Annotated in this window: 21 protein-coding genes; 4 read left to right on the top strand and 17 right to left on the bottom strand. The window is 59.8% G+C overall.

The genetic code is table 11. The features are described from left to right. Nucleotides 1–36 precede the first annotated feature (36 nt). The 16 genes from dnaE to rpsB form a co-directional block, all read right to left on the bottom strand. A complete protein-coding gene (dnaE, locus tag QCBJ_RS24025; protein ID WP_046036638.1) occupies nucleotides 37–3,558 on the bottom strand; it encodes a DNA polymerase III subunit alpha in 3,522 nt (1,173 codons plus the stop codon). 78 nt (nucleotides 3,559–3,636) lie between these two features. Further along, nucleotides 3,637–4,269 carry a ribonuclease HII gene (gene rnhB / locus QCBJ_RS24020; RefSeq protein ID WP_102061746.1) on the bottom strand — a complete coding sequence of 211 codons (633 nt, stop codon included), beginning with the start codon at nucleotides 4,267–4,269 and terminating at the stop codon, nucleotides 3,637–3,639. Next, on the bottom strand, nucleotides 4,266–5,405 hold the full coding sequence (gene lpxB / locus QCBJ_RS24015) for a lipid-A-disaccharide synthase (protein ID WP_102061745.1): 1,140 nt from the start codon (nucleotides 5,403–5,405) through the stop codon (nucleotides 4,266–4,268). Before lpxB ends, rnhB begins: the two co-directional genes overlap by 4 nt. Nucleotides 5,406–5,407: 2 nt before the next feature. Continuing rightward, entirely contained in the window at nucleotides 5,408–6,184 is a 777-nt protein-coding gene (gene lpxA / locus QCBJ_RS24010) for an acyl-ACP--UDP-N-acetylglucosamine O-acyltransferase (RefSeq protein ID WP_012722603.1), read from the bottom strand. Next, complete coding sequence (gene fabZ, locus QCBJ_RS24005) at nucleotides 6,181–6,621, bottom strand: 3-hydroxyacyl-ACP dehydratase FabZ (protein ID WP_003172281.1); 441 nt, start codon at nucleotides 6,619–6,621, stop codon at nucleotides 6,181–6,183. The genes lpxA and fabZ overlap by 4 nt, the downstream gene beginning before the upstream one ends. A gap of 111 nt (nucleotides 6,622–6,732) precedes the next feature. Continuing rightward, the gene (gene lpxD, locus QCBJ_RS24000; RefSeq protein WP_102061744.1) at nucleotides 6,733–7,788 is read right to left on the bottom strand and encodes a UDP-3-O-(3-hydroxymyristoyl)glucosamine N-acyltransferase; all 1,056 of its coding nucleotides are present in this window, start codon (nucleotides 7,786–7,788) and stop codon (nucleotides 6,733–6,735) included. Nucleotides 7,789–7,791: 3 nt separating this feature from the next. Then, nucleotides 7,792–8,295 carry an OmpH family outer membrane protein gene (locus QCBJ_RS23995; protein ID WP_003219314.1) on the bottom strand — a complete coding sequence of 168 codons (504 nt, stop codon included), beginning with the start codon at nucleotides 8,293–8,295 and terminating at the stop codon, nucleotides 7,792–7,794. A gap of 45 nt (nucleotides 8,296–8,340) precedes the next feature. Then, nucleotides 8,341–10,728, bottom strand: a complete 2,388-nt coding sequence (gene bamA, locus QCBJ_RS23990; protein ID WP_012722601.1) for an outer membrane protein assembly factor BamA — start codon at nucleotides 10,726–10,728, stop codon at nucleotides 8,341–8,343. Nucleotides 10,729–10,802: 74 nt separating this feature from the next. Further along, nucleotides 10,803–12,155 carry a sigma E protease regulator RseP gene (gene rseP / locus QCBJ_RS23985; RefSeq protein ID WP_012722600.1) on the bottom strand — a complete coding sequence of 451 codons (1,353 nt, stop codon included), beginning with the start codon at nucleotides 12,153–12,155 and terminating at the stop codon, nucleotides 10,803–10,805. A 53-nt stretch (nucleotides 12,156–12,208) separates the two neighbouring features. After that, a complete protein-coding gene (ispC, locus tag QCBJ_RS23980) occupies nucleotides 12,209–13,399 on the bottom strand; it encodes a 1-deoxy-D-xylulose-5-phosphate reductoisomerase (protein ID WP_012722599.1) in 1,191 nt (396 codons plus the stop codon). Beyond that, nucleotides 13,396–14,202 (bottom strand): phosphatidate cytidylyltransferase, encoded by an 807-nt coding sequence (locus tag QCBJ_RS23975; protein WP_012722598.1) that lies wholly within the window; start codon nucleotides 14,200–14,202, stop codon nucleotides 13,396–13,398. Before QCBJ_RS23975 ends, ispC begins: the two co-directional genes overlap by 4 nt. After that, complete coding sequence (uppS, locus tag QCBJ_RS23970) at nucleotides 14,203–14,958, bottom strand: polyprenyl diphosphate synthase (protein ID WP_012722597.1); 756 nt, start codon at nucleotides 14,956–14,958, stop codon at nucleotides 14,203–14,205. It lies immediately after the preceding gene. 17 nt (nucleotides 14,959–14,975) lie between these two features. After that, complete coding sequence (gene frr / locus QCBJ_RS23965; RefSeq protein WP_012722596.1) at nucleotides 14,976–15,533, bottom strand: ribosome recycling factor; 558 nt, start codon at nucleotides 15,531–15,533, stop codon at nucleotides 14,976–14,978. After that, entirely contained in the window at nucleotides 15,530–16,273 is a 744-nt protein-coding gene (gene pyrH / locus QCBJ_RS23960) for a UMP kinase (protein WP_003172271.1), read from the bottom strand. The genes frr and pyrH overlap by 4 nt, the downstream gene beginning before the upstream one ends. A gap of 211 nt (nucleotides 16,274–16,484) precedes the next feature. Further along, on the bottom strand, nucleotides 16,485–17,348 hold the full coding sequence (gene tsf, locus QCBJ_RS23955) for a translation elongation factor Ts (RefSeq protein WP_012722595.1): 864 nt from the start codon (nucleotides 17,346–17,348) through the stop codon (nucleotides 16,485–16,487). A 203-nt stretch (nucleotides 17,349–17,551) separates the two neighbouring features. Continuing rightward, on the bottom strand, nucleotides 17,552–18,289 hold the full coding sequence (gene rpsB / locus QCBJ_RS23950) for a 30S ribosomal protein S2 (RefSeq protein ID WP_102061743.1): 738 nt from the start codon (nucleotides 18,287–18,289) through the stop codon (nucleotides 17,552–17,554). Nucleotides 18,290–18,676: 387 nt separating this feature from the next. Here rpsB and map point away from each other — a divergent pair, with 387 nt between their 5' ends. From map to dapC, 3 genes are all read left to right on the top strand, one after another. Then, nucleotides 18,677–19,459, top strand: coding sequence for a type I methionyl aminopeptidase (gene map / locus QCBJ_RS23945; protein ID WP_012722594.1), 783 nt, complete (start codon nucleotides 18,677–18,679; stop codon nucleotides 19,457–19,459). A 64-nt stretch (nucleotides 19,460–19,523) separates the two neighbouring features. Next, nucleotides 19,524–22,226, top strand: a complete 2,703-nt coding sequence (locus QCBJ_RS23940) for a [protein-PII] uridylyltransferase (RefSeq protein WP_012722593.1) — start codon at nucleotides 19,524–19,526, stop codon at nucleotides 22,224–22,226. A 148-nt stretch (nucleotides 22,227–22,374) separates the two neighbouring features. Beyond that, nucleotides 22,375–23,571 (top strand): succinyldiaminopimelate transaminase, encoded by a 1,197-nt coding sequence (gene dapC / locus QCBJ_RS23935; RefSeq protein WP_012722592.1) that lies wholly within the window; start codon nucleotides 22,375–22,377, stop codon nucleotides 23,569–23,571. A 15-nt stretch (nucleotides 23,572–23,586) separates the two neighbouring features. Here dapC and QCBJ_RS23930 read toward each other — a convergent pair whose 3' ends face one another. Continuing rightward, nucleotides 23,587–25,230, bottom strand: coding sequence for a Na+/H+ antiporter (locus tag QCBJ_RS23930; protein ID WP_043204902.1), 1,644 nt, complete (start codon nucleotides 25,228–25,230; stop codon nucleotides 23,587–23,589). Nucleotides 25,231–25,496: 266 nt separating this feature from the next. Between QCBJ_RS23930 and QCBJ_RS23925 the strand changes: the two genes are divergently transcribed. Continuing rightward, nucleotides 25,497–25,805, top strand: a complete 309-nt coding sequence (locus QCBJ_RS23925) for an arsenate reductase (protein ID WP_371916689.1) — start codon at nucleotides 25,497–25,499, stop codon at nucleotides 25,803–25,805. Nucleotides 25,806–25,827: the final 22 nt, after the last annotated feature.

The following is a 25,827-nucleotide window of genomic DNA, read 5'->3' as shown; positions in this document are numbered from 1 at the left end:
ATTAAATGTTTAGTCGAGATCAGACACATCTGACCGTCAACGGTATTGGAGGAAGACGTTGTCTCGCCCGAACTGGTCACGCAAAGCTTGAATCAAGCCGTCAGCGGGATCAATTCGCCAGCTCTCGCCGAACTGCAACATGGCCTTGGCGTCATTGCCGGTGTACTCCATGGTCACCGGGCACGCGCCACGGTGGCGTTTGAGCAGGTCGCCCAACCAGCGTAGCTGATCGCCCTTGAGCGCTTCGGTTTTCACCTTCAAACGCAGGCTTTCGGCCAAATTGGTGCGCGCATCTTCCATGCTCATCACCCGTTTGATGCGCAGGCGCAGGCCGCCGGAGAAGTCATCGTTGCTGACCTCCCCTTCCACCACCACCATCGCGTCGGTCTGCAGCAGCGACTGCGCGGAGTGGAACGCGTCGGCAAACAGCGACGCTTCGATACGGCCCGAACGGTCGTCGAGGGTGATAAAGCCCATCTTGTCGCCCTTTTTATTCTTCATCACCCGCAGGGCGATGATCATGCCGGCAACGGTCTGAGTGTCCCGCGCCGGCTTCAGGTCGATGATGCGTTGACGGGCGAACCGGCGGATTTCCCCTTCGTATTCGTCAATCGGGTGACCGGTGAGGTACAGGCCCAAGGTGTCTTTCTCGCCCTTGAGGCGCTCCTTGAGGGTCAGGTCCTTGGCCTTGCGATGGTTGCCGTATACGTCCGCATCTTCTTCGACGAACAAACCGCCAAACAGGTCAGCGTGGCCGCTGTCGTGGGTTCGGGCGGTTTGCTCGGCGGCCTTGATCGCTTCTTCCATGGCGGCGAGCAGCACTGCGCGGTTACGGTCGATATTCGCCTGGTAAGCCTTGGGCTCATCATGGAAATACGGACCGAGACGGTCGAGTGCGCCGCTGCGGATCAGGCCATCGAGTGTCCGCTTGTTGATGCGCTTGAGGTCAACCCGTGCGCAGAAGTCGAACAGGTCCTTGAACGGCCCGTCCTGACGCGCTTCGGTGATGGCTTCCACCGGGCCTTCGCCCACGCCTTTGATCGCACCCAGACCGTAAATGATGCGGCCTTCGTCGTTCACGGTGAACTTGAACTCCGAGGCGTTCACGTCCGGCGCGTCGAGGCGCAGCTTCATGGTGCGCACTTCCTCGATCAAGGTCACGACCTTGTCGGTGTTGTGCATATCCGCCGAGAGTACCGCGGCCATGAACGGCGCCGGGTAGTGGGCTTTCAGCCAGGCGGTCTGGTACGACACTAGGCCGTAGGCGGCGGAGTGGGATTTGTTAAAACCATAACCGGCGAATTTTTCTACCAGGTCGAAGATGTTACCCGCAAGATCGGCGTCGATATTGTTGGTCGCGCAACCTTCGATGAAACCGCCACGTTGCTTGGCCATTTCCTCGGGTTTTTTCTTACCCATGGCGCGACGCAGCATGTCCGCACCGCCCAGGGTATAACCGGCCATCACCTGGGCGATCTGCATCACCTGTTCCTGATACAGGATGATGCCGTAGGTCGGCGCCAGTACCGGCTTGAGACCTTCGTACTGGTAGTCCGAGTGCGGGTAGGCCAGTTCGGCGCGACCGTGCTTACGGTTGATGAAGTCATCCACCATGCCCGATTGCAGCGGGCCCGGACGGAACAGGGCCACCAGTGCGATCAAGTCTTCCAGGCAGTCGGGCTTGAGCTTTTTGATCAGCTCTTTCATACCCCGTGATTCAAGCTGGAACACGGCCGTGGTTTCGGCTTTTTGCAGCAGGCTGTAGGTTGGCTTGTCGTCCAACGGGATAAACGCGATATCCAGCGGCTCTTCATTGACCTTGGCGCGGTCACGGTTGATGGTCTTGAGCGCCCAGTCGATGATCGTCAGGGTCCGCAGGCCGAGGAAGTCGAACTTCACCAGGCCGGCCGCCTCCACGTCGTCTTTGTCGAACTGGGTAACCAGGCCACCGCCCTCTTCGTCGCAATAGATCGGCGAAAAGTCCGTGAGCTTGGTCGGCGCAATAACCACGCCACCGGCGTGTTTACCGACGTTACGCACCACACCTTCGAGCTTGCGCGCCATGTCCCAGATTTCGGCGGCTTCTTCGTCGACCTTGATAAAGTCGCGCAGGATTTCTTCCTGCTCGTAGGCTTTCTCCAGGGTCATGCCGACTTCGAACGGGATCATCTTCGACAGGCGATCCGCCAGGCCGTAGGACTTGCCCTGCACCCGCGCTACGTCGCGGATTACAGCCTTGGCCGCCATGGAACCGAAGGTGATGATCTGGCTGACCGCGTTGCGGCCATATTTCTCGGCCACGTATTCGATCACGCGGTCACGGCCGTCCATGCAGAAGTCGACGTCGAAGTCGGGCATGGAGACCCGTTCCGGGTTCAGGAACCGTTCGAACAGCAGGTCATATTCCAGCGGGTCAAGGTCGGTGATCTTCTGCACATAGGCGACCAGCGAGCCGGCACCTGACCCCCGGCCCGGACCAACCGGTACGCCGTTGCTTTTGGCCCACTGGATAAAGTCCATTACGATCAGGAAGTAACCGGGGAATCCCATCTGGATGATGATATCCAGCTCGAAATTCAGCCGGTCGACATAAACCTGGCGCTTGGCGTCGTAATCCTCGGTGGTGTCCTTGGGCAGCAGGACAGACAAACGCTCTTCCAGGCCATCGAACGAGACCTTGCGGAAGTACTCATCGATGGTCATGCCATCGGGAATCGGGAAGTTGGGCAGGAAGTGCTTGCCCAACTTGACCTCGATGTTGCAGCGCTTGGCGATCTCGACCGAGTTTTCCAGGGCCTCGGGCAGGTCGCTGAACAGCTCTGCCATCTCGTCGGCGCTTTTGAGGTATTGCTCCTCGCTGTAGTTCTTCGAGCGACGCGGGTCATCCAGGGCCCGGCCTTCGCCGATGCACACGCGGGTTTCGTGGGCTTCGAAGTCTTCCTTCTTGATGAAGCGCACATCGTTGGTCGCCACCAGCGGCGCGCCCAGCTTGTCGGCCAGGGCTACCGCGGCGTGCAGGTGTTCTTCGTCGTTGGGGCGATTGGTGCGCTGGATTTCCAGGTAGAAACGGTCCGGGAAGACCTGCATCCATTCGCGCGCCAGCACTTCGGCTTCCTGCGGGTTGCCGCCCAGTAGCGCGATACCGATCTCGCCCTCTTTGGCGGCCGACAGCATGATCAGGCCTTCGCTGGCCTCGGCGACCCATTCACGCTCGATGATGATCGAGCCATTGCGCTGGCCGTCGATGAAACCCCGGGAAATCAGTTCGGTGAGGTTGCGATAGCCCACGCCGTTCATCGCCAACAGGCTGATGCGGCTCAGGGGGTTATCCGGGTCTTTGTTGGACAGCCACAGGTCGGCGCCACAGATCGGCTTGATGCCGGCGCCCATGGCGTTCTTGTAGAACTTGACCAGGGAACACATGTTGTTCTGATCGGTAACCGCGACCGCAGGCATGTTCATGCCCACCAGGGTTTTGACCAGCGGTTTGATCCGTACCAGGCCGTCGACCAGGGAGTATTCAGTGTGCAGGCGTAGGTGAACGAATGAAGCCGGCATAGTGATCCTGTCTAGAAACTTAGAAACAACAAGGCCCGGGATTGTACCGGGCCTTGAGCAAAACATCAGCCTACGCGACTACACCTCGCTGAGGCTCTCGCGCAGCTCGTAGGCCTGGCGCACAGGGGCGAACGAGCGGCGGTGGATCGGCGTCGGGCCAAGGCGAGCCAGGGCTTCCAGATGAACGGGCGTCGGGTAGCCTTTATGACCGCCCATGCCGTAGCCGGGGTAGATCAATTCGAACGCGGCCATTTCCCGGTCACGGCTGACTTTGGCCAGGATCGAGGCAGCGGCGATGGCCGGCACCTTGCTATCTCCCTTGACCACCGCTTCGGAAGGCATGGCCAGCTTGGGGCAGCGGTTGCCGTCGATCATCGCCATTTTCGGGGTGATGTGCAGCCCCTCGACCGCACGCTGCATGGCCAGCATGGTGGCGTGCAGAATGTTCAGTTCGTCGATTTCTTCGACTTCGGCCCGCGCGATATGCCAGCTCAGTGCTTTCTCACAGATCTCGTCGTAGAGCTTTTCGCGGCGTGCTTCAGTGAGCTTCTTCGAGTCGTTGAGGCCGAGGATCGGACGGTTCGGATCAAGAATCACCGCCGCCGTGACCACCGCACCACACAAAGGCCCGCGCCCTACTTCGTCAACACCGGCCACCAGCTCGTGGGCTTGGGCAACCAGGCTGAAATCCAGGCCCATTTGCGTCTTCATAAGGCTTCCTGTTTCTGGCCGATCAAGCTCAACACGGCGTCGGCCGCCTGGTTCGACGCATCACGACGCAGGGTGCGGTGGATGTCGTCGAAACCACGGGTCTGCTCTTCGCCACCGTCGATCAAGGGTAGTAGGGTTTGCGCGAGGGCCTCCGGCGTTGCATCGTCCTGCAACAACTCCGGCACCAACAGGCGTTGGGCCAGCAGGTTGGGCAAGGAGATGTAGGGGCTTTTGACCATGCGCTTGAGAATCCAGAAAGTCAGCGGCGCCAGGCGGTAGGCCACGACCATCGGGCGCTTGTACAGCAAGGCCTCGAGGGTGGCCGTGCCCGAAGCGATCAGTACCGCATCGCAGGCCGCCAGGGCCAGGTGCGACTGGCCATCGAGCAAGGTCAACGGCAGGTTGCGACCTTCCAGCAGTGCTTCGATCTGCACACGACGTTGCGGGCTGGCGCAGGGCAGCACGAAACGTACGCCTGGCTTCAGCGCCTGCAGACGCTCGGCGGCGTCGAAAAACACCGAGGCCAGGCGGCCAACTTCACCGCCACGGCTGCCTGGCATCAACGCTACCAACGGGCCGTCTGGCAAGCCCAGCTCGGCACGTGCTGCCGTGCGGTCAGCCTGCAAGGGAATGGTGTCGGCCAGGGTATGCCCGACAAACCGTACCGGCACGCCCTTTTCTTCATAGAACCGGGCTTCGAACGGCAGCAGGGTCAGCATCAGGTCGCAGCCCTCACGGATCTTGAGCACGCGCTTCTGCCGCCACGCCCAAACGGAGGGGCTGACGTAGTGCACGGTCTTGATGCCGGCCTGACGCAACTTGAGTTCGAGAGTGAGGGTGAAGTCCGGCGCGTCGATCCCGATGAACACATCAGGCTTTTCTTCGATCAGGGTCTGGATCAGCAGCTTGCGACGCGCCAACAGTTCGCGCAGGCGCCCCAGCACCTCAACCAACCCCATGACCGACAAGCGCTCCATGGGGAAGTAGGACGTAAGCCCTTCAGCCTGCATCAGCGGGCCGCCGACACCGATAAATTGCACCGCCGGATGCTGGGCCTTGAGGGCCCGCATAAGACCTGCGCCCAGAATGTCGCCGGAAGCTTCCCCGGCCACCAGCGCGATACGCAGATTAGCCATGATTAGCGGGTGATGCCGCGAGTCGACGCCTGGATCGAGTCACGGAACACCGCGACTTCCGGGAACAACGCTGCCGGCTCGAGCAGTTGGGTCAATGCCTGGTCAACCGTGAGCCCTTGGCGGTAAACCACCTTGTAGGCGCGGCGCAGGGCGTGGATGGCTTCTTCGCTGAAACCGCGACGGCGCATGCCTTCGAAGTTCATGCTGCGGGCTTCGGCCGGGTTGCCGAATACCGTGACGAACGCCGGAACATCCTTACCGATAGCGGTGCCCATGCCGGAAAAGCTGTGGGCGCCGATATGGCAATACTGATGCACCAGGGTGAATCCGGACAGGATCGCCCAATCGTCAACGTGCACATGGCCCGCCAACGCGGTGTTGTTGACCAGGATGCAGTGGTTGCCGATGACGCTGTCGTGGCCGATATGGGCATAGGCCATGACCAGGTTGTGATCACCCAGCGTGGTTTCGGCCCGATCCTGCACGGTACCACGGTGAATGGTCACGCCTTCACGGATGATGTTGTGATCACCGATTACCAGGCGCGTCTCTTCACCCTTGTACTTCATGTCCGGGGTGTCTTCGCCTACCGAGGAGAACTGGTAGATGCGATTGTGTTTGCCAATGCGGGTCGGACCTTTGAGGATCACGTGCGGCCCGATGACAGTCCCCTCGCCGATTTCCACACCTGCGCCGATGATCGACCAAGGGCCGACCTCAACGTCGGCGGCCAGTACGGCCGACGGATCGATGATTGCGCGAGGGTCAATCAAACTCATAGTTTGCGTTCCGCGCAGATGATCTCAGCGGAGCACACCGGCTTGCCGTCCACCGAGGCCTGGCATTCGAACTTCCAGATCTGGCGCTTGCAGCTGATGAACTTGGCTTCCAGGATCAGCTGGTCACCCGGGGTAACCGGATTGCGGAAACGCAACTTGTCGGAGCCCACGAAATAGTAAAGCGTGCCGTCGGCAGGCTTGAGGTCAAGCATTTTGAAACCAAGGATACCGGCAGCCTGGGCCATCGCTTCGATGATCAACACGCCCGGCATGATGGGGTGTGCAGGAAAGTGACCATTGAAGAACGGCTCGTTGATGCTGACATTCTTGTAGGCACGAATGCGCTTTTCCTCGACATTGAGGTCCACTACGCGGTCCACCAGCAGGAACGGGTAACGGTGAGGCAGGTATTCGCGAATCTCGTTGATGTCCATCATTTCGGGGGGAAGCCTGTAATAAAGATTGGGGGCGGGCGAACTAAACGCACGCCCCGCTAGCAAATCAAGGAGGCAGTCTAGCGGCTGTGCACACTTGATATGGAAATGGTATCAGCCTTCTGATGAAGCATTACCGCCAGGGGTCACGTCCCCAACACGCTTTTCCAGCTGTTTGAGACGCCGAGCCATGTCGTCGAGCTGCCTCAACCGCGCTGCACTCTTGCGCCATTCAGCCGCAGGCTGCATGGCGGTACCGGAAGAATAGGCACCTGGCTCGGTAATCGAGTGGGTCACCATGGTCATCCCGGTGATGAAGACGTTGTCGCAAATATCAATATGCCCCACCAGCCCTACGCCACCGGCGAGCATGCAATGCTTACCAATTTTGGTGCTGCCGGAGATGCCCACGCACGCGGCCATGGCGGTGTGATCGCCAATCTGCACGTTGTGGGCGATCTGGATCTGGTTGTCGAGCTTCACGCCGTTACCGATCACGGTATCGGCCAGGGCCCCGCGATCGACAGCGGTGTTCACGCCAATTTCCACGTCGTCGCCGATCAATACGCCGCCGACCTGGGCAATTTTGTTCCAGATGCCCTTGGCGTTGGCAAAGCCAAAGCCTTCACCGCCGATCACGGCACCCGACTGGATGACCACCCGCTCACCGATACGCACATCGTGGTACAGGGTCACGCGCGGCGCCAGCCAACCGTCGGCGCCGATCTCGCAGCGCGCACCGATAAAGCAATGGGCCCCAACGGTGACACCCGCCGCAATGCGCGCGCCGCTCTCGACCACCGCAAAGGCACCGATGCTGGCCGCTGGGTCAACCTGGGCATCATCGGCGATCACCGCAGACGGATGAACACCGGCCGCTGCCTTGGGCTTAGGATCGAACAGGTGCGACACCCGGGCATACGCCAGGTACGGGTCAGACACCACCAGCGCATCCCCGGCAAACCCTTCGGCGTCAGCCGCTTTCAGCAACACGGCGGCGGCTTGGCTGTCGACCAGGTATTTACGGTATTGGGGGTTTGCGAGGAAGCTCAACTGAGCTGGGCCAGCCTCCTGCAAGGTGGCTAGCCCAGTGATTTCCTTCTCCGGAGAGCCACGCAAGGTGGCCCCCAGGAACTCGGCCAACTCGCCGAGCTTGATAGTCGCGGTCATGGCTTACTTCAGCTGGTTCATGCGCTCGATCACCTGGCGGGTGATGTCGTATTGAGGCTTGACGTCGATTACCGCGCCACGCTCGAACACCAGGTCAAAGGCACCTTTCTTGATGACTTCTTCCACAGCGCTGTCGAGTTTCGGCTTCAACTGTTTCAGCATTTCACGGTCAGCAACCGCTTTGGCTTCGTTCAGCTCTTTGGACTGGAACTGGTAGTCACGGGCCTTTTGCTTGAATTCAAGCTCCAGACGCTCGCGCTCGCCTTGTTGCATCTTGTCGCCACCGGCTACCAGGCGGTCCTGGATGCCCTTGGCGCTGCTTTCCAGAGTCTTGAGCTTGGTCAGTTGCGGACCGAATTTTTTCTCGGCATCCACGGCGTACTTCTTGGCCGCGTCCGATTCCAGCAGGGCCATCTGATAGTTCAGGACGGCGATTTTCATTTCGGCGAAGGCCGGGGTCGCTACCAGCACGGTTGCCAGCAGAACCAATTGAGTCAACTTACGCACGATGCACTCCTACAGAATCCGTTGTCGTTATCTTGGGTCAGACGCTTAGAACGTCTGGCCGAGGGAGAATTGGAAAATCTGGGTTTCAGCGTTGTCCGGTTTCTTGATCGGCATGGCCAGAGCAAAGCTCAATGGGCCAAGTGCAGTCACCCAAGTCACACCCACACCCACGGAGCTTGCCAGGTTGCTGAGGCTCACGTCGTTGCACTGAGTGTTGGACTTCACGCCACTCGGGTTTTTGATCTGCTCGCACTTGGAATCGAACACGTTACCCACGTCCCAGAAGACCGACGTACGCAGTGAACGCTGATCTTTCACGAACGGCAGTGGGAACAGGATTTCCGCGCCACCCTGGATCAAGACGTTACCACCGAACGGCAGCGGGTCGTTGTCGGAGTCGGCCACAGTGCCTTGGTTACCGGTCACACCCACACCACGGCTTGGCGTACCACGCGGACCCAAGGTGCTGTCCTTGAAGCCACGTACCGAGTTGAAACCACCAGCATAGTAGTTTTCATAGAACGGCAAGCCATTGGTAGAACCATAACCATCGCCATAGCCCAGCTCAGTGTGCAGGCGCATGGTGTAGTTGTCGCTCAATGGCTGGAACAGCTGGCCACGGTAGTCGAGTTTGAAGAACGACAGGTCGCTGCCCGGCGTGGTGGTTTCCAGGGTCAGGCTCTGGGAGTGGCCACGGGTCGCCAGTACGCCTTTGTTCAGGGTCGACTCGGACCAGCCGGCAGACGCCTTGAAGTTCAGGAACTTGTCGCCTTCGCGACGGGTAAAGTCGAAGATCTCGTCCACGGTGTACACACCGGTCTTGATCTCATCCTGCTGCGCGGTCAGGCCGAAGGTCAGACGCGAGGTCTCACTGATCGGGTAACCCACGTTGACACCGGCACCGAGGCTGTCGATTGCGTAGCTTGCTACGTCAACGTCGAGGTCTTTGTAGTCGGTGGTGCGGTAGAAGGCGTTGTAGCCCAGGCTCACACCGTCGGCAGTCCAGTAAGGGTCGGTATAACTGAAGTTATATCGGCTCTGGTATTCGCTTCGGGTCAGGCCGATGGACACTCGGTTACCGGTACCGAGGAAGTTGTTCTGGGTGATCGAACCACCAAGGATCAAACCGGCACTCTGTGCGAAGCCGACGCTCGCGGTGATGGAGCCCGACGCTTGTTCTTCAACGGCGTAGTTCACGTCAACCTGGTCATCCACGCCCGGTACGGCCGGGGTTTCGACGTTGACTTCCTTGAAGAAGCCCAGGCGCTCAAGACGGGTCTTGGACTGGTCGATCAGGTAAGTCGACGCCCAGCCACCTTCCATCTGGCGCATTTCACGACGCAGCACTTCGTCCGCAGACTTGGTGTTGCCACGGAAGTTGATACGATTCACGTAGGCACGCTTGCCTGGATCGACGACGAAGGTGATGTCCACAGTGTGGTCATCATCATGCGGGGTCGGCACACCGTTGACGTTGGCGAAGGTATAGCCTTCGTTACCCAGGCGACGGGTGATCAGTTCGGACGTGGTGGTCATCAGCTTGCGCGAGAACACTTGGTCTTTCTGCACCAGCAGCAGCGCCTTGACCTGGTCTTCAGGCACTTTCAGGTCGCCGCTCAGCTTCACGTCACGAACCTTGTACTTCTCGCCTTCGTTCACGTTGACAGTGATATAGACGTGTTTCTTGTCCGGGGTGATGGACACCTGGGTCGAAGCGATATCCATGTTGATATAGCCACGGTCCAGGTAGTAGGAACGCAGGCGTTCCAGGTCACCGGAAAGTTTTTCACGGGCGTACTTGTCATCGTTCTTGAAGAACGACAGCCAGTTGGTGGTCTTGAGTTCGAACAGGTCGATCAGGTCTTCATCAGCAAACTTGGTATTGCCCACCACGTTGATGTGCTGAATCGCGGCCACGGTGCCTTCGTTGATGTTGACCTTGAGGCCAACACGGTTGCGCGGCTGCGGCACCACTTCCGTTTCCACGGTCGCGGAGTAGCGGCCCTGGGCAACGTACTGGCGTTGCAGTTCGTTACGCACACCTTCAAGGGTGGCACGCTGGAAGATCTCGCCCTCGGCCAGGCCGGATTGCTTGAGGCCCTTCATCAGGTCTTCAGTCGAGATCGCCTTGTTGCCTTCGATCTCGATACTGGCGACGGAGGGTCGCTCGACGACGGTGATGACCAGGACGTTGCCTTCGCGACCCAGTTGGATGTCTTGAAAGAAACCGGTTTTGAACAACGCACGAGTGGATTCCACCAGGCGACGGTCATCAGCCTGTTCCCCAACGTTCAACGGCAAGGCACCAAAGACGCTACCCGCGGAAACCCGCTGGAGGCCGTTGACGCGAATATCGGAGATGGTGAAGGACTCGGCGTGAACTTCGGCGATCATCAATACGGTGAGAACCGCAGTTAGCAGCAGACGTTTCATGAAGTCCTTTCTTATTCCAACTGGCAATAAACAAACTGCCGCAAAATGCGGCAGATTCGCAATTCAGCGAAGCGTTACAGTCGACCCAGATCGTTGACCAAGGCTAATAACATCACCCCGACCACCAAACTGATACCGATCTGTATCCCCCAACCCTGCACCCGATCCGACAAGGGGCGACCACGCGCCCACTCGACCAGATAAAACAACAGATGCCCCCCATCCAATACCGGAATGGGCAGCAAATTCAGAACACCCAGGCTGATACTCAGATAAGCCAGGAAATTCAGGAAATCCGCGACACCCGACTGGGCAGAAGCGCCCGCCACTTTAGCAATGGTTATCGGCCCACTCAAGTTTTTTACCGAGAGCTCGCCGAACAACATTTTCTTGAGCGATTCGAGGGTCAGTACACTCATGGTCCAAGTGCGTTTTGCGCCCTCGCCAATGGCAGCCAACGGCCCGAAGCTGACTTCGCGCACCATCGATGGCGGCCAATCGACACCTTTGACCCCGGCACCCAGGTAACCCCCGGCCGCCTTGGCTTCCCCGCGAACGGACAGCGTCACAGGGACGTCGATTTGAGCACCATCGCGCTCAACTTTCAGCACAATTTTGGTTTCAGGACGTACACGCACCAAGTCAACCACTTGCTGCCAGTCACCCAGCGACTGGCCATCGAGGGCCAACAAGCGGTCGCCCGTTTTCAGGCCTGCAGCCTGGGCCGGGCCTTTCGGGTCCAGCTCCGCGAGCACCGGCGGCAAGGCCGGACGCCAGGGCCGTATGCCCAGAGACTTGATCGGATCAGGCTCATCAGCACCCTTTAGCCAGTGGTCAAGAGCCAGCTCGCGCGGGGTTTCGGTGGTGGAATCCTGCTCGCGCACCACCACGTTGACGGTGCCGCTTTCACCCAGGCGACGCACCAACTGCAAATTGACCGCGCCCCACCCCGTGGTGGGTTCGCCATCAATGGAAACAATTTCTTGCCCAGCAACCAACCCAGCCTTGGCGGCGATACTGTCCGACTCGACCGCGCCGATGACCGGACGCACCTGCTGGCTGCCCAGCATGGCCAAGACCCAGAAGAACACCATCGCCAACAGGAAGTTGGCGATCGGACCGGCGGCAACAATGGCGATACGCTGACGAACGGTCTTGCGATTGAAAGATTGGTCCAGTTGGTCTGCCGGCACTTCACCTTCGCGCTCATCGAGCATCTTGACGTAGCCACCCAACGGGATAGCCGCGATCACGAACTCGGTGCCACGGCGGTCGTGCCAGCGCAACAGCGGCATGCCGAAACCGACGGAAAAGCGCAATACCTTGACGCCGCAACGACGCGCCACCCAGAAGTGGCCGAATTCGTGGAAGGTAACCAGCACACCCAGAGCAACCAGGGTGCCGACAATCATGTAAAGCGCACTCATCTAAGTTCTCCGCATTCCTATCCAGTGCCTCAAGGCTCAAACCTGCCCACAGGCTAACGCACGTTGCGGTTCAACCATTGTTCCGCCAGGGCCCGGGCCTTGGTATCGGCCTCGAATACTGCCCCCAGATCGCTCACCGTCACAACAGGCTCAAGCGCCAGGACGTCCTCGATGATACTCGCGATCTGCGGAAAGCGGATGCGCCGTTCGAGAAACGCCGCCACCGCCACCTCATTGGCCGCATTCAGCATCGCCGGCGCGCTATTGCCCGCTTCGGCAGCTTGCCGGGCAAGGCGCAGGCACGGAAAGCGCTGCTCGTCGGGCGCTTCGAAGTCCAGACGAGCCACGGCAAACAGGTCCAAAGGCGCCACGCCGGAATCGATCCGCTCGGGCCAGGCCAGGGCATTGGCGATCGGGGTGCGCATATCGGGGTTGCCCAACTGCGCCAGGACCGAACCGTCCACGTAGTCGACCAGGGAATGAATCACACTTTGCGGGTGAATCACCACCTCGACCTGGTCAGGCCGCGCATCGAACAGCCAGCACGCCTCGATCAGTTCCAACCCCTTGTTCATCATGCTCGCCGAATCCACAGAGATTTTGCGCCCCATGGACCAGTTCGGATGAGCGCACGCCTGGTCGGGCGACACCTGTTCCAGCTCCGCGAGCGGGGTTTTCCGGAACGGCCCTCCGGAGGCGGTCAGCAGGATCCGACGCACACCCACCTGACTCAGGCCACGGGCATAGTCGCCGGGCATGCACTGGAAGATCGCATTGTGTTCGCTATCGAGTGGCAGCAGTACCGCGCCACTTTTGCGCACCGCCTGCATGAAGAGCGCGCCGGACATGACCAGCGCTTCTTTATTGGCCAACAGGATCTTCTTGCCAGCGTCGACGGCCGCCAGAGTTGGACGCAACCCCGCAGCACCGACAATGGCGGCGACCACCGTGTCAACTTCGGCGTCGGCCGAGACTTGGCACAGCCCCTCCTCCCCGACCAACACCTGAGTCGCAAGCCCGGCAGCCCGCAGGTCATCCTGCAGCGTCCGCGCCGCAGCGGCTTCAGGCACTACCGCAAATCGCGGCGCATGGCGTACGCACAGGGCCAGCAGCTCGCTCATGCGGGTAAACCCGGTGAGGGCGAAAACCTGGTAGCGATCAGGATGGCGCGCAATCACATCCAGGCTGCTCAACCCTACCGAGCCGGTTGCACCCAGCACGGTCACTTGTTGCAGGCGGCTCACGACGCCGTCATCCACAACAGCACGGCAAAGATCGGAATGGCAGCGGTCAGGCTGTCGATGCGGTCCAGCACACCGCCGTGACCCGGCAGCAGGTTGCTGCTGTCCTTGATCCCGGCCTGGCGCTTGAACATGCTTTCGGTGAGGTCACCCACCACCGAGATAAACACGACAATGGCTGTAGCCACCAGCGCCAGGAAGATGTCCTTCACCGCCCAGCCACGCACAACACCGACGACCAGTGCGATCACCAGCGTCAACGCCAAACCACCGTATACACCCTCCCAGCTCTTGCCCGGACTGACCGCCGGTGCCAGCTTGCGCTTGCCAAAGGCCCGACCGGAGAAGTAGGCACCGATATCCGCCCCCCAGACCAGCACCATGACCGCCAGGATCAGCCAGTTACCCATCGGGTAACGCTTGATCTCAATCAGCCCCTGCCACGCCGGCAGCAGGATCAATAAACCAATCACCAACTTGCAGGCCACGCTCGACCATTGACTGCTGGTGCGCGGGTAAGTCAACACCAGGAATGTCGCCAGCGCCCACCACAGTACTGCCGCACCCAACACCCAAGGTGCAATGTCGGGCAGGATGTACAAGAGAAACGCCAAGGCGGCCACCACGGCGGCATAGGCCACCCGCGGCAACTGTGCATTGAAACCTGCCAGGCGCGCCCATTCCCAGGCACCCAGGGTGACGACCAGGCCGATAAACAGCGCAAAGCCGGAACCCTCGAGCAGGAAAAACCCACACAAGGCGATCGGCAACAGGATCAGTGCTGTGATGATTCGTTGTTTAAGCATTTAAACCCGGGCTCCAGCTTCGATCTGCTCACTCGTTTTACCGAAGCGACGCTGACGGGAAGCGAAATCGGCCAGCGCAGTACGCATGGCATCGTGTTTGAAGTCCGGCCAGAACAGGTCGGAGAAGTACAGCTCGGTGTAGGCCAGCTGCCACAACAGGAAATTACTGATGCGGTGCTCGCCACCGGTACGGATGCACAAGTCAGGCAACGGCAGGTCACCGGTCACCAGGCAGGTTTGCAAGAGTTCGGGCGTGATGTCGTCGGGTCGCAGATGACCGGCCTGCACTTCGCGGGCCAGCCGCTGCGCGGCCTGGGCGATATCCCACTGGCCACCGTAGTTGGCTGCGATCTGCAGCACAAAACGGTTGGCGCCGGCAGTAATGGCCTCAGCTTCGCGCATGGCCGCCTGCAATTCCGGATGGAAGCGCGAGCGATCACCAATGATGCGCAGACAGATGTTGTTGTCATTGAGGCGCTTGGCCTCACGACGCAACGCCCGGAAGAACAAGTCCATCAAGGCGCTGACTTCTTCGGCGGGCCGCTGCCAGTTTTCACTGGAGAACGCGAACAAGGTCAACACTTCGACCTTGGCTTCGGCGCATACCTCGATCACCGCCCGCACCGCATCGACACCCGCTTTATGCCCGGCCACACCCGGCATAAAGCGTTTCTTCGCCCAGCGATTATTCCCATCCATGATGATCGCGACATGGCGCGGCACCACAGAGGGCACAGTCTGCTTGGTCTTTTCCATGAAGGCGTCCTGACCCCTTATACGGCCATCAGGTCCTTTTCTTTTTCTTCCGTGGCCTTAGTGATCTGGGCCTCGGCATCCTTGGTCAGCTTATCGATATCAGCAGTGGCACGACGCTCTTCGTCTTCGCTGATTTCCTTGTCCTTGACCAGTTTCTTCAGGTCACCCAGGGCATCGCGACGGATGTTACGCACGGCGACGCGCGCATCTTCGGCAGCGCTGCGCGCCTGCTTGGTGAAGCCCTTACGGGTTTCTTCAGTCAGGGCCGGCATGGAGATCAGCAGCAACTCACCCAGGTTGGTTGGGTTGAGGTTCAGGCCAGCGCTCTGGATGGCCTTGTCGACGGCACCGAGCATGTTGCGCTCGAAGGCCACGACTTGCAGGGTGCGCGAATCTTTAACGGTAATGTTGGCAACGCTGCTGATAGGGGTATCAGAACCGTAGTAAGGCACCATTACGCTGCCCAGGATACTCGGGTGCGCCTTGCCGGTACGGATCTGGCCGAATGCATGGCTCAGCGATTCCAGGGATTTCTGCATACGCGCCTGGGCGTCTTTCTTGATTTCGTTGATCATTGTTGGCCTTCCTCGATCAGAGTCCCTTCTGCGCCGCCGTGTACGATGTTCAGCAGGGCGCCGGGCTTGTTCATGTTAAATACGCGCAGCGGCATCTTGTGGTCGCGGCACAGGCAAATAGCCGTCAGGTCCATCACGCCCAGCTTGCGATCCAGGACTTCATCGTAGGTCAGATGATCGAACTTCTCGGCATGCGGGTCTTTGAATGGGTCTGCGGTGTAAACGCCGTCTACCTTGGTCGCCTTGAGCACCACGTCAGCATCAATCTCGATGGCGCGCAGGCACGCTGCCGAGTCGGTGGTGAAGAACGGGTTACCCGTGCCGGCGGCGAAGATCACCACTTCCTTGGCGTTCAGGTGGCGCATGGCTTTGCGGCGGTCATAGTGATCGGTCACGCCGACCATGGAAATAGCCGACATCACGATAGCCGAGATATTAGCGCGCTCCAGGGCGTCGCGCATGGCCAGGGCGTTCATCACAGTGGCCAGCATGCCCATGTGATCGCCGGTGACCCGGTCCATGCCGGCCGCACTCAGTGCCGCGCCGCGAAACAGGTTACCGCCGCCGATCACCAGGCCGACCTGTACGCCGATACCGACCAGTTGGCCGACTTCCAGCGCCATGCGGTCGAGTACTTTGGGATCGATCCCGAACTCTTCCGAGCCCATCAGGGCCTCGCCGCTAAGCTTGAGTAGAATGCGTTTATAGCGAGCCTGATAACCACTGCCCTGCTGAGCCATTGCGAATCTCTCCTGCGGCGTATTTTTAAAAATTCTTGGCGAGCCGTTTTACGGCTTGCGTTCACTCTAGCTGGACGCTGTCACAGCGCCATCGGAACACGGCTTTGTAAGCCAGTTCCGAGGGGAAGCCAAATAAAATCGACCTTCCCATTTGAAAAGAGGCTGCGCGCGTGAGCGGGCAGCCTCTTTCGGGCGACAGTTGAAGACTGTCTTATTGCTTGGCGGCAGCCAGCTGGGCAGCAACTTCTTCAGCGAAGTTGTCGACCGGCTTCTCGATGCCTTCGCCTACTTTGAAGTAAGTGAAGGAAACGATTTCAGCACCGGCTTTCTTGGCCAGTTCGCCGACCTTGATTTCAGGATTCTTGACGAACGCCTGCTCAACCAGGCTTGCTTCAGCCAGGAACTTGCTGATACGGCCCTTGATCATGTTTTCAACGATGTTCTCTGGCTTGCCAGCGATTTTGTCAGCGTTGAGGCTCAGGAACACCGCTTTTTCACGTTCGATTGCGTCAGCAGACACTTCCGATGGCAGCAGGAACTCAGGGTTGCTGGCCGCTACGTGCATAGCGATGTCTTTGGCCAGCTCAACGTTGCCGCCTTTCAGAACAACCGCTACACCGATTTTGTTGCCGTGCAGGTAACCGCCGACAACATCACCTTCAACGCGAACCAGGCGACGGATGTTGACGTTTTCGCCAACCTTGCCGACCAGTACCAGGCGATCAGCTTCTTGAGCTTCGATCAGCGGAGCGGCGTCAGTCAGCTTGTCAGCGAATGCTTTTTCAACGCTGGCAGCAACGAATGCCTTGAAGTCGTCCTGCAGAGCCAGGAAGTCGGTCTGCGAGTTCACTTCCAGCAGAACAGCGGACTTACCGTCTTCTTTCAGAGCGATTGCGCCTTCAGCAGCTACGTTGCCTGCTTTCTTGGCAGCCTTGATGGCGCCGGAGGCACGCATGTCGTCGATGGCTTTTTCGATGTCGCCGCCGGCCTTGGTCAAGGCCTTTTTGCAATCCATCATGCCTTCGCCGGTACGCTCACGCAGTTCTTTAACCAACGCTGCAGTAATCTCTGCCATTTCAAAATCCTCTTGGATAGGTTTTCAACCATTCCACCCGATCAAACGGGCGATCAATTCTTCCCGAATAACCCTTGTAGGCTGCTGCACGTTACAGTCGCTAGGTTGCGCTGCCACAAGTGGGAGCCGACAAATGGTTTTCGAGGTGGCAAAAAGGGGGCCAAGCCCCCTTTTTGCTTACTGAGTCAACGCCAGGGCGTCAATTACTCAGCGGCAGCTACCGGAGCTTCTTCAACGAACTGCTCGGCACCACCAGCAACGTGGTTGCGACCACGGATTACAGCGTCAGCCATCGAACCCATGTACAGCTGGATAGCGCGGATTGCGTCATCGTTGCCTGGGATGATGTAGTCAACGCCTTCCGGGCTGCTGTTGGTATCGACTACGCCGATAACCGGGATGCCCAGCTTGTTGGCTTCGGTGATCGCGATGCGCTCGTGATCAACGTCGATAACGAACAGTGCGTCAGGCAGACCGCCCATGTCCTTGATACCACCCAGGGAACGATCGAGCTTTTCCAGGTCACGGGAGCGCATCAGCGCTTCTTTCTTGGTCAGCTTGGCGAAAGTACCGTCTTCGGCTTGCACTTCAAGGTCACGCAGACGCTTGATGGAAGCACGGATGGTTTTGAAGTTGGTCAGCATGCCGCCCAACCAGCGGTGATCGACGTACGGCGAACCGCAACGTGCTGCTTCTTCAGCAACGATCTTGCCAGCGGAACGCTTGGTGCCGACGAACAGGATCTTGTTTTTGCCCTGGGCCAGGCGCTCTACGAAAGTCAGTGCTTCGTTGAACATCGGCAGGGTTTTTTCAAGGTTGATAATGTGGATCTTGTTACGCGCGCCGAAAATGTATTTACCCATTTTCGGGTTCCAGTAACGGGTCTGGTGACCGAAGTGCACACCGGCCTTCAGCATATCGCGCATGTTGACTTGGGACATGATAGTTCCTTAATAAGTCGGGTTTGGCCTCCACGTATCCCAATGACCAACCAGCGGCATCAAGGCCTCCGGCACCCAGGTCATCGTGTCGACACGTGTGTGGATTTAAGCTTTGCGGGGTATCCCCGGAAAGCGGCGCATTTTATACCACAGCAAGGGCGAAAACGGAACCCGCAATCACATTTGCCGCGAGCCTCTTTCATGCAACCCTTTGAATAGAGCCAACAACCCCCCACCTTATAGAGAGAAGCGATCATCAGAGGCTCATGATTTGACGCCATGGTCTGTTAGAATCGCGTTTTTTGAGGCTTGTGCGAATTCTGTAACCTTTTGTCGCACGCCCGTAAACCGTATTGATTTCAGCGCGTCGCGCTAGAGAGAGCCTGTATGACCGTTAGCTTGAAAACCGCCGAAGACATCGCTGGCATGCGCATCGCCGGCAAACTGGCTGCCGACGTGCTGGAAATGATCGCCGAGCACGTCAAGCCTGGCGTTACCACCGAAACCCTGAACCAGATCTGCCATGACTATATCGTCAATGTGCAGGGCGCCATTCCTGCGCCGCTGAACTACAAAGGCTTCCCCAAGTCGATCTGCACCTCGGTCAATCACGTGGTCTGCCACGGGATTCCGGGTGACAAGCCGTTGAAGGACGGCGACACCCTGAACATCGACGTCACCGTCATCAAGGACCGCTATTTCGGCGACACCAGCCGCATGTTCCACGTCGGCACCGTACCGGTCTGGGCCGAGCGCCTGTCGCAGGTCACCCAGGAGTGCATGTACAAGGCCATCGAAATCGTCAAGCCCGGCTGCCGCCTGGGCGACATCGGCGAAGTGATCCAGAAGCACGCGGAAAAGAACGGTTTCTCGGTGGTGCGCGAATTCTGCGGCCACGGCATCGGCACCGTCTTCCACGAAGAGCCACAGATCCTGCACTACGGCCGTGCCGGCACCGGCATGGAACTCAAGGCAGGCATGACCTTCACCATCGAACCGATGATCAACCAGGGCAAGGCCGACACCAAGGTACTGGGCGACGGCTGGACCGCCATCACCAAGGACCGCAAGCTCTCGGCCCAGTGGGAACACACCCTGCTGGTCACCGAAACCGGCTACGAGATCTTCACCCTGCGTGCGGACGACACGATCCCGCGCGTTTCCGCGTAAGGATCACCCAGGTTTTCCCCAACCGTGTTGTGACTGACTGATAGATAGAAAGGAAAGCCGATCGATGCCCCAGGTGGATCCCGAACTCTTCGACCGCGGCCAGTTCCAGGCCGAACTGGCCCTGAAGGCGAGCCCTATCGCTGCGTTCAAGAAAGCTATCCGCCAGGCCCGCGAGGTGCTCGATGGGCGCTTTCGCAGTGGCCGGGATATCCGCCGGCTGATCGAGGACCGCGCCTGGTTCGTCGATAACATCCTGCAAAAGGCCTGGGAACAGTTCAGTTGGAGCGAAGACGCCGACATCGCCCTGGTGGCGGTCGGCGGCTACGGCCGTGGTGAGTTGCACCCCTACTCCGACATCGACCTGCTGATCCTGCTGGACAGCGCCGATCATGAGATCTTTCGCGATTCCATCGAGCGTTTTCTGACGTTGCTGTGGGACATCGGCCTGGAAGTCGGCCAGAGCGTGCGCTCGGTGGATGAATGCGCCGAAGAAGCCCGTGCCGACCTCACGGTGATCACTAACCTGATGGAAAGCCGTACCATCGCCGGCCCCGAGCGCCTGCGCCAGCGCATGCTTGAAGTGACCAGCACTGCACACATGTGGCCGAGCAAAGACTTCTTCCTGGCCAAGCGTGCCGAGCAAAAGGCCCGGCACCACAAATACAACGACACCGAATACAACCTGGAACCCAACGTCAAGGGCTCGCCGGGCGGGCTGCGGGATATCCAGACGATTCTGTGGGTAGCGCGTCGCCAGTACGGCACCCTGAACCTTCGCGCCCTGGCTGGCGAAGGCTTCCTGGTGGAGAGCGAAAACGCCCTGCTGGCCTCGTCCCAAGAGTTCCTCTGGAAAGTGCGCTACGCCCTGCACATGCTCGCCGGGCGCTCCGAAGACCGCCTGCTGTTCGACCACCAGCGCTCCATCGCCACCCTGCTGGGCTTTGAGGGCGAAGACGCGAAGACCAGCATCGAAAGCTTCATGCAGCAGTACTACCGGGTGGTCATGAGCATTGCCCAGCTCAGCGACCTGATCATCCAGCACTTCGAAGAAGTGATCCTGGCCCCCGAAGACGAGGCGCCGCCGCAACCGATCAATTCGCGCTTCCAGTTGCACGACGGTTACATCGAGGCGCGCAACGACAATGTATTCCGCCGCACGCCGTTCGCCATGCTGGAGATCTTCGTGCTGATGGCCCAGCAGCCGGAAATCAAAGGCGTGCGCGCCGACACCATCCGCCTGCTGCGGGAAAACCGTCACCTGATCGACGACGATTTCCGCAACGATATCCGTAACACCAGCCTGTTCATCGAGCTGTTCAAGTGCAAGATCGGCATCCACCGCAACCTGCGGCGCATGAACCGTTACGGCATCCTCGGGCGCTACTTGCCGGAGTTCGGTTTTATCGTCGGGCAGATGCAGCACGACCTGTTCCACATCTATACCGTGGACGCCCACACCCTGAACCTGATCAAACACCTGCGTAAGCTGCAGTACACCCAGGTGTCAGAGAAATTCCCGCTGGCCAGCAAACTCATGGCCAAGCTGCCCAAGCCCGAGCTGATCTACCTCGCCGGCCTCTACCACGATATCGGCAAAGGCCGGCATGGCGACCACTCAGAGATCGGCGCGGTCGACGCTGAAGCGTTCTGCCAACGTCACCAACTGCCGCTGTGGGACAGCCGCCTGATCGTCTGGCTGGTGCAAAACCACCTGGTGATGTCGACTACCGCCCAGCGCAAGGACTTGTCCGACCCGCAGGTGATCCATGACTTCGCCGGAATAGTCGAGGATGAAACACGCCTGGACTACCTGTACGTACTGACCGTTTCCGACATCAACGCTACCAACCCGACGTTATGGAACTCGTGGCGCGCCAGCCTGCTGCGCCAGCTCTACACCGAGACCAAGCGTGCCCTGCGCCGCGGCCTGGAAAACCCGGTGGACCGCGAAGAGCAGATCCGCCGCACCCAGAGCGCCGCCCTGGATATCCTCGTTCGCGGCGGCAACGACCCGGATGATGTCGAGCAACTGTGGTCGCAACTGGGTGACGACTACTTCCTGCGCCACACCGCCGGCGACGTGGCCTGGCACAGTGACGCGATCCTGCAACAGCCCGCCGATGGCGGCCCGCTGGTGCTGATCAAGGAAACCACCCAGCGCGAATTCGAAGGCGGCACGCAGATCTTCATCTATGCCCCCGACCAGCACGACTTCTTCGCCGTGACCGTGGCGGCCATGGACCAACTCAACCTGAACATCCATGACGCTCGGGTCATCACCTCCAGCAGCCAGTTCACCCTCGACACCTACATCGTGCTCGACACCGAAGGCGAATCCATCGGCGATAACCCGGTGCGGGTGAAGAAGATCCGCGAAGGCCTGACCGAGGCCCTGCGCAACCCGGACGACTACCCGACCATCATCCAGCGCCGGGTCCCGCGCCAGCTCAAGCACTTTGCGTTTGCGCCCCAAGTGACCATTTCCAATGACGCCCAGCGCCCGGTAACCGTGCTGGAGCTCAGCGCACCGGACCGCCCTGGCCTGCTGGCGCGGATCGGCGGGATTTTCCTGGAGTTCGATTTGTCACTACAGAATGCCAAGATTGCGACCTTGGGCGAGCGGGTGGAAGACGTGTTCTTCATTACCGATGCCGATAACCAGCCGCTGTCCGACCCGGAACTGTGTCGCCGCCTGCAGGACGCTATCGTCCAGCAATTGAGCGTGACCCAGGAACCTGGCGTCGAGCTGACCAGACTGACCATTTGAATTAATTTAACGTCCCAGTGGGCACGGTCCCTGTGGGAGCTGGCTGGCCTGCGATGGCATCGACTCGGTATGGCTGATACACCGAGTGCACGCATCGCAGGCAAGCCAGCGCCCACAAAAAGCCGTCCTCATCCTGATCGAGGCCCTCATGAACAACGCCCTGAACCAGCTGCAGCCTTATCCGTTCGAGAAACTGCGCGCCCTGCTCGGCAGCGTCACGCCGAACCCGGACAAACGCCCTATCGCGCTGTCCATCGGTGAGCCCAAGCATAAGTCCCCGACGTTTGTCGCCGAAGCGCTGAGCAACAACCTCGATCAAATGGCGGTGTACCCCACCACCCTGGGCATCCCGGCCCTGCGCGAGGCCATCGGCGCCTGGTGCGAACGCCGCTTTGACGTGCCCAAGGGCTGGCTCGACCCGGCGCGCAATATCCTGCCGGTCAACGGCACCCGCGAGGCGCTGTTCGCCTTCACCCAGACCGTGGTCAATCGCGGTGACGACGCGCTGGTGGTCAGCCCGAACCCGTTCTACCAGATCTACGAAGGCGCCGCGTTCCTGGCCGGGGCCAAGCCGCATTACCTGCCTTGCCTGGATGCCAATGGCTTTAACCCGGATTTCGACGCCGTGACGCCGGACATCTGGAAACGCTGCCAGATCCTGTTCCTGTGCTCCCCCGGCAACCCGACCGGCGCGCTGATCCCGGTCGACACCCTGAAAAAACTCATCGCCCTGGCCGACGAATACGACTTCGTTATTGCCGCCGACGAGTGCTACAGCGAGCTGTACTTCGACGAGCAAACGCCGCCACCGGGCTTGCTCAGCGCCTGCGTCGAGCTGGGCCGCCAGGACTTCAAGCGTTGCGTGGTGTTCCACAGCCTGTCCAAGCGCTCCAACCTGCCAGGCCTGCGCTCCGGGTTCGTGGCCGGCGACGCCGACATCCTCAAGGGGTTCCTGCTGTACCGCACCTACCACGGCTGCGCGATGCCGGTGCAAACCCAACTGGCCAGCATCGCGGCCTGGCAAGATGAAGCCCACGTGCAGGCTAACCGTGACCTGTACCGGGAAAAATTCGACGCCGTACTGGCGATCCTCAAGCCGGTGCTGGACGTACAAAGCCCGGATGGCGGGTTCTACCTGTGGCCAAAGGTAAAGGGCGACGATGCGGCCTTCTGCCGCGACTTGTTCGTCGAAGAACACGTGACCGTGGTGCCGGGCTCGTACCTGTCGCGGGAGGTGGACGGTGTCAATCCAGGCGCGGGGCGCGTGCGCCTGGCCTTGGTTGCGCCGCTGGGGGAATGCGTGGAAGCAGCTGAGCGGATTCGGGATTTCATTCAGCGGCGCTGATAAGCGCCTGACGGGTCATTTCAGATGTCCCAGATTCGCCTCACTCATATCCAACTCCGCCAATACCTCCCTCAAGACGTCATCACCAATCTGGTGATGACGGCTCAAGCTATACAACTCCAACCGCTGCGCCCGCAGCGCCTTGAGACGCAGCTTCCGCTCAAGCAGATCCATTTGCCGCGCCAGCGCCTGGGCTTCCGCCGAGTCGTTGAACACGTCCAGTTGATGGCGATACTCCGACATCAACCGTGCCTTCAACTCGGCGGCGAGTGCGGCTTGGGCAGCGTCCTGGGTTTCCGTTTCAACGGGCTCCTCGGCCTCCAGGGCATGAATCGCGGCAACGGCTGTTTTCTTCCAGGCTTCGCGGACTTCGTTATGACGCTTCTCATCCGGGCTTTTCTCAATGCCGCGCAACAACAGCGGCAATGCGATGCAAGCGGCGATCAACGACAGGAGGATCACCCCGGCGGCGATGAAGATCAGCAGGTCACGCTCGGGGAAATCCTGGCCCGGCGCCAACAGCAAGGGCACCGACATCACACCGGCCAGAGTGACCGCACCGCGCACACCCCCCACCGTCAACAGCCAGCAGGAGCGGGCTGTGGGCACCAGGGTCAGCTCGCTTTTCCCACGTAACCGCCGCAATAAACCCGACAGCCGCCAGATGCTCTGCACCCAGATAAACCGCAGCACCACCAGCACCAGGAAAATCGCGATTACATCCAGGCAGCGATAAAACAGCGTGGGCCACAGCGTCGGCTCATGACTGACCACGGCCTTGATGATGTCCGGCAGCTGCAGTCCCAGCAGCAGGAAAATCAGGCCGTTGAAGGCAAACTCCAACAACGACCACACGCTGCGATTGAGCAAGCGCGTACTGGTCTGGCGTGGCAGCAGGTCGAGCCAGCTTTGCATCATGCCCGCCGCCACCGCCGACAGGATGCCCGATGCGCCCAGGCGTTCGGCCAGCACATAGGCCGCAAACGGCAGCAGCAACATGAAGACCACGTGGGTGGCCGGATCATCCCAGCCCCGCGCAATCATCCAGGCGCGCAGACGGCCGACCAGCCAGCTGAGCGCCACACCGACAGCCAGGCCGCCGACCGCCACCAGGACAAAGGTCAGGCTCGCATCGGCCAGGGAAAACACCCCGGTCAGCGCCGCCGCCAGGGCGAACTTGAAGGTCACCAGGCCCGAGGCATCGTTCATCAGCGCCTCGCCTTGGAGCATATGCATCAGCGGCGTCGGCAAGCGGTTCTGGGCAATGGCCGACACCGCCACGGCGTCCGTCGGCGACAACACGGCCGCCAGGGCGAAGGCCACCGGCAACGGGATCGTAGGCAACAGCCAGTGAATGAAGTAGCCGGCACCGACCACCGTAAACAGCACCAGCCCCACCGCCAGCGTCAGGATCGGCCCACGCAGGCGCCATAACTCGCGCTTGGGCATGCGCCAGCCATCAGAAAACAGCAGAGGCGGCAGGAACAGAAACAGGAACAGCTCCGGGTCCAACGCCACATGCAACCCCAGCGTCGGCCAGGCCAGCAGGGCACCGGCGGCAATTTGCACCAGCGGTAACGGCAGAGGGATGATACGCCCGACCAGACGCGAAACGCTGACCAGCATCAGCAGGATAAGAACGGTGTAGGCGGTTTGCATAAAACAGGTTTCCCGGACAATCGACTTGCAACGACACACATCAGGCAACAAGTGGCCGTTGAAGTGCCATATTACCCGGCTATGTTAGCGGCTATGCCGCGTAGTGGCTTTTGCACAAAAGTCGCACAGCGCTGACGAGCGGCACCCAAACCCGCTGGTCGTGGCATAATCCGTGATCTTTCGTTTTAAGCAGCCCAAAGGGGGGCAATTCCTTGACCGCTTCAAGCAAAACGTTGCACCTTTTCGGCATCAAAGCCTGCGACACCATGAAAAAGGCGCGTACCTGGCTCGATGAGCACGGCGTCAACTATGAGTTTCACGACTACAAAACGGCCGGTATCGACCGCGAACACTTGACCCAATGGTGCAACGAGCACGGTTGGCAGGTGGTTTTGAACCGTGCGGGCACCACCTTTCGCAAACTCGAAGACGAACGCAAAGCCGATCTCGAACAGTCGAAAGCCATTGAATTGATGCTCGCACAACCCTCGATGATCAAGCGCCCAGTGCTCGATCTCGGTGACAGAACCCTGATTGGCTTCAAGCCAGATAGTTATTCGGCGGCCCTCAAGTAGGCCAGCCCTTTCCATTTTGTAG

The sequence above is a fragment of the Pseudomonas sp. QC2 genome (assembly GCF_002859085.1).
Lineage (GTDB): Bacteria > Pseudomonadota > Gammaproteobacteria > Pseudomonadales > Pseudomonadaceae > Aquipseudomonas > Aquipseudomonas petroselini.
This window is presented reverse-complemented; position numbering and strand designations above follow the sequence as displayed.

Coding starts and splice junctions, on each gene's coding strand:
- QCBJ_RS23930 (WP_043204902.1), bottom strand. CDS start 25,230: ATGCAAACCGCCTACACCGTTCTTATCCTGCTGATGCTGGTCAGCGTT.
- pyrH (WP_003172271.1), bottom strand. CDS start 16,273: ATGGCTCAGCAGGGCAGTGGTTATCAGGCTCGCTATAAACGCATTCTA.
- bamA (WP_012722601.1), bottom strand. CDS start 10,728: ATGAAACGTCTGCTGCTAACTGCGGTTCTCACCGTATTGATGATCGCC.
- QCBJ_RS23925 (WP_371916689.1), top strand. CDS start 25,497: ATGAAAAAGGCGCGTACCTGGCTCGATGAGCACGGCGTCAACTATGAG.
- QCBJ_RS23975 (WP_012722598.1), bottom strand. CDS start 14,202: ATGCTTAAACAACGAATCATCACAGCACTGATCCTGTTGCCGATCGCC.
- frr (WP_012722596.1), bottom strand. CDS start 15,533: ATGATCAACGAAATCAAGAAAGACGCCCAGGCGCGTATGCAGAAATCC.
- lpxD (WP_102061744.1), bottom strand. CDS start 7,788: ATGACCGCGACTATCAAGCTCGGCGAGTTGGCCGAGTTCCTGGGGGCC.
- dapC (WP_012722592.1), top strand. CDS start 22,375: ATGAACAACGCCCTGAACCAGCTGCAGCCTTATCCGTTCGAGAAACTG.
- map (WP_012722594.1), top strand. CDS start 18,677: ATGACCGTTAGCTTGAAAACCGCCGAAGACATCGCTGGCATGCGCATC.
- fabZ (WP_003172281.1), bottom strand. CDS start 6,621: ATGATGGACATCAACGAGATTCGCGAATACCTGCCTCACCGTTACCCG.
- lpxB (WP_102061745.1), bottom strand. CDS start 5,405: ATGGCTAATCTGCGTATCGCGCTGGTGGCCGGGGAAGCTTCCGGCGAC.
- tsf (WP_012722595.1), bottom strand. CDS start 17,348: ATGGCAGAGATTACTGCAGCGTTGGTTAAAGAACTGCGTGAGCGTACC.
- lpxA (WP_012722603.1), bottom strand. CDS start 6,184: ATGAGTTTGATTGACCCTCGCGCAATCATCGATCCGTCGGCCGTACTG.
- dnaE (WP_046036638.1), bottom strand. CDS start 3,558: ATGCCGGCTTCATTCGTTCACCTACGCCTGCACACTGAATACTCCCTG.
- uppS (WP_012722597.1), bottom strand. CDS start 14,958: ATGGAAAAGACCAAGCAGACTGTGCCCTCTGTGGTGCCGCGCCATGTC.
- rnhB (WP_102061746.1), bottom strand. CDS start 4,269: ATGAAGACGCAAATGGGCCTGGATTTCAGCCTGGTTGCCCAAGCCCAC.
- rseP (WP_012722600.1), bottom strand. CDS start 12,155: ATGAGTGCGCTTTACATGATTGTCGGCACCCTGGTTGCTCTGGGTGTG.
- rpsB (WP_102061743.1), bottom strand. CDS start 18,289: ATGTCCCAAGTCAACATGCGCGATATGCTGAAGGCCGGTGTGCACTTC.
- QCBJ_RS23940 (WP_012722593.1), top strand. CDS start 19,524: ATGCCCCAGGTGGATCCCGAACTCTTCGACCGCGGCCAGTTCCAGGCC.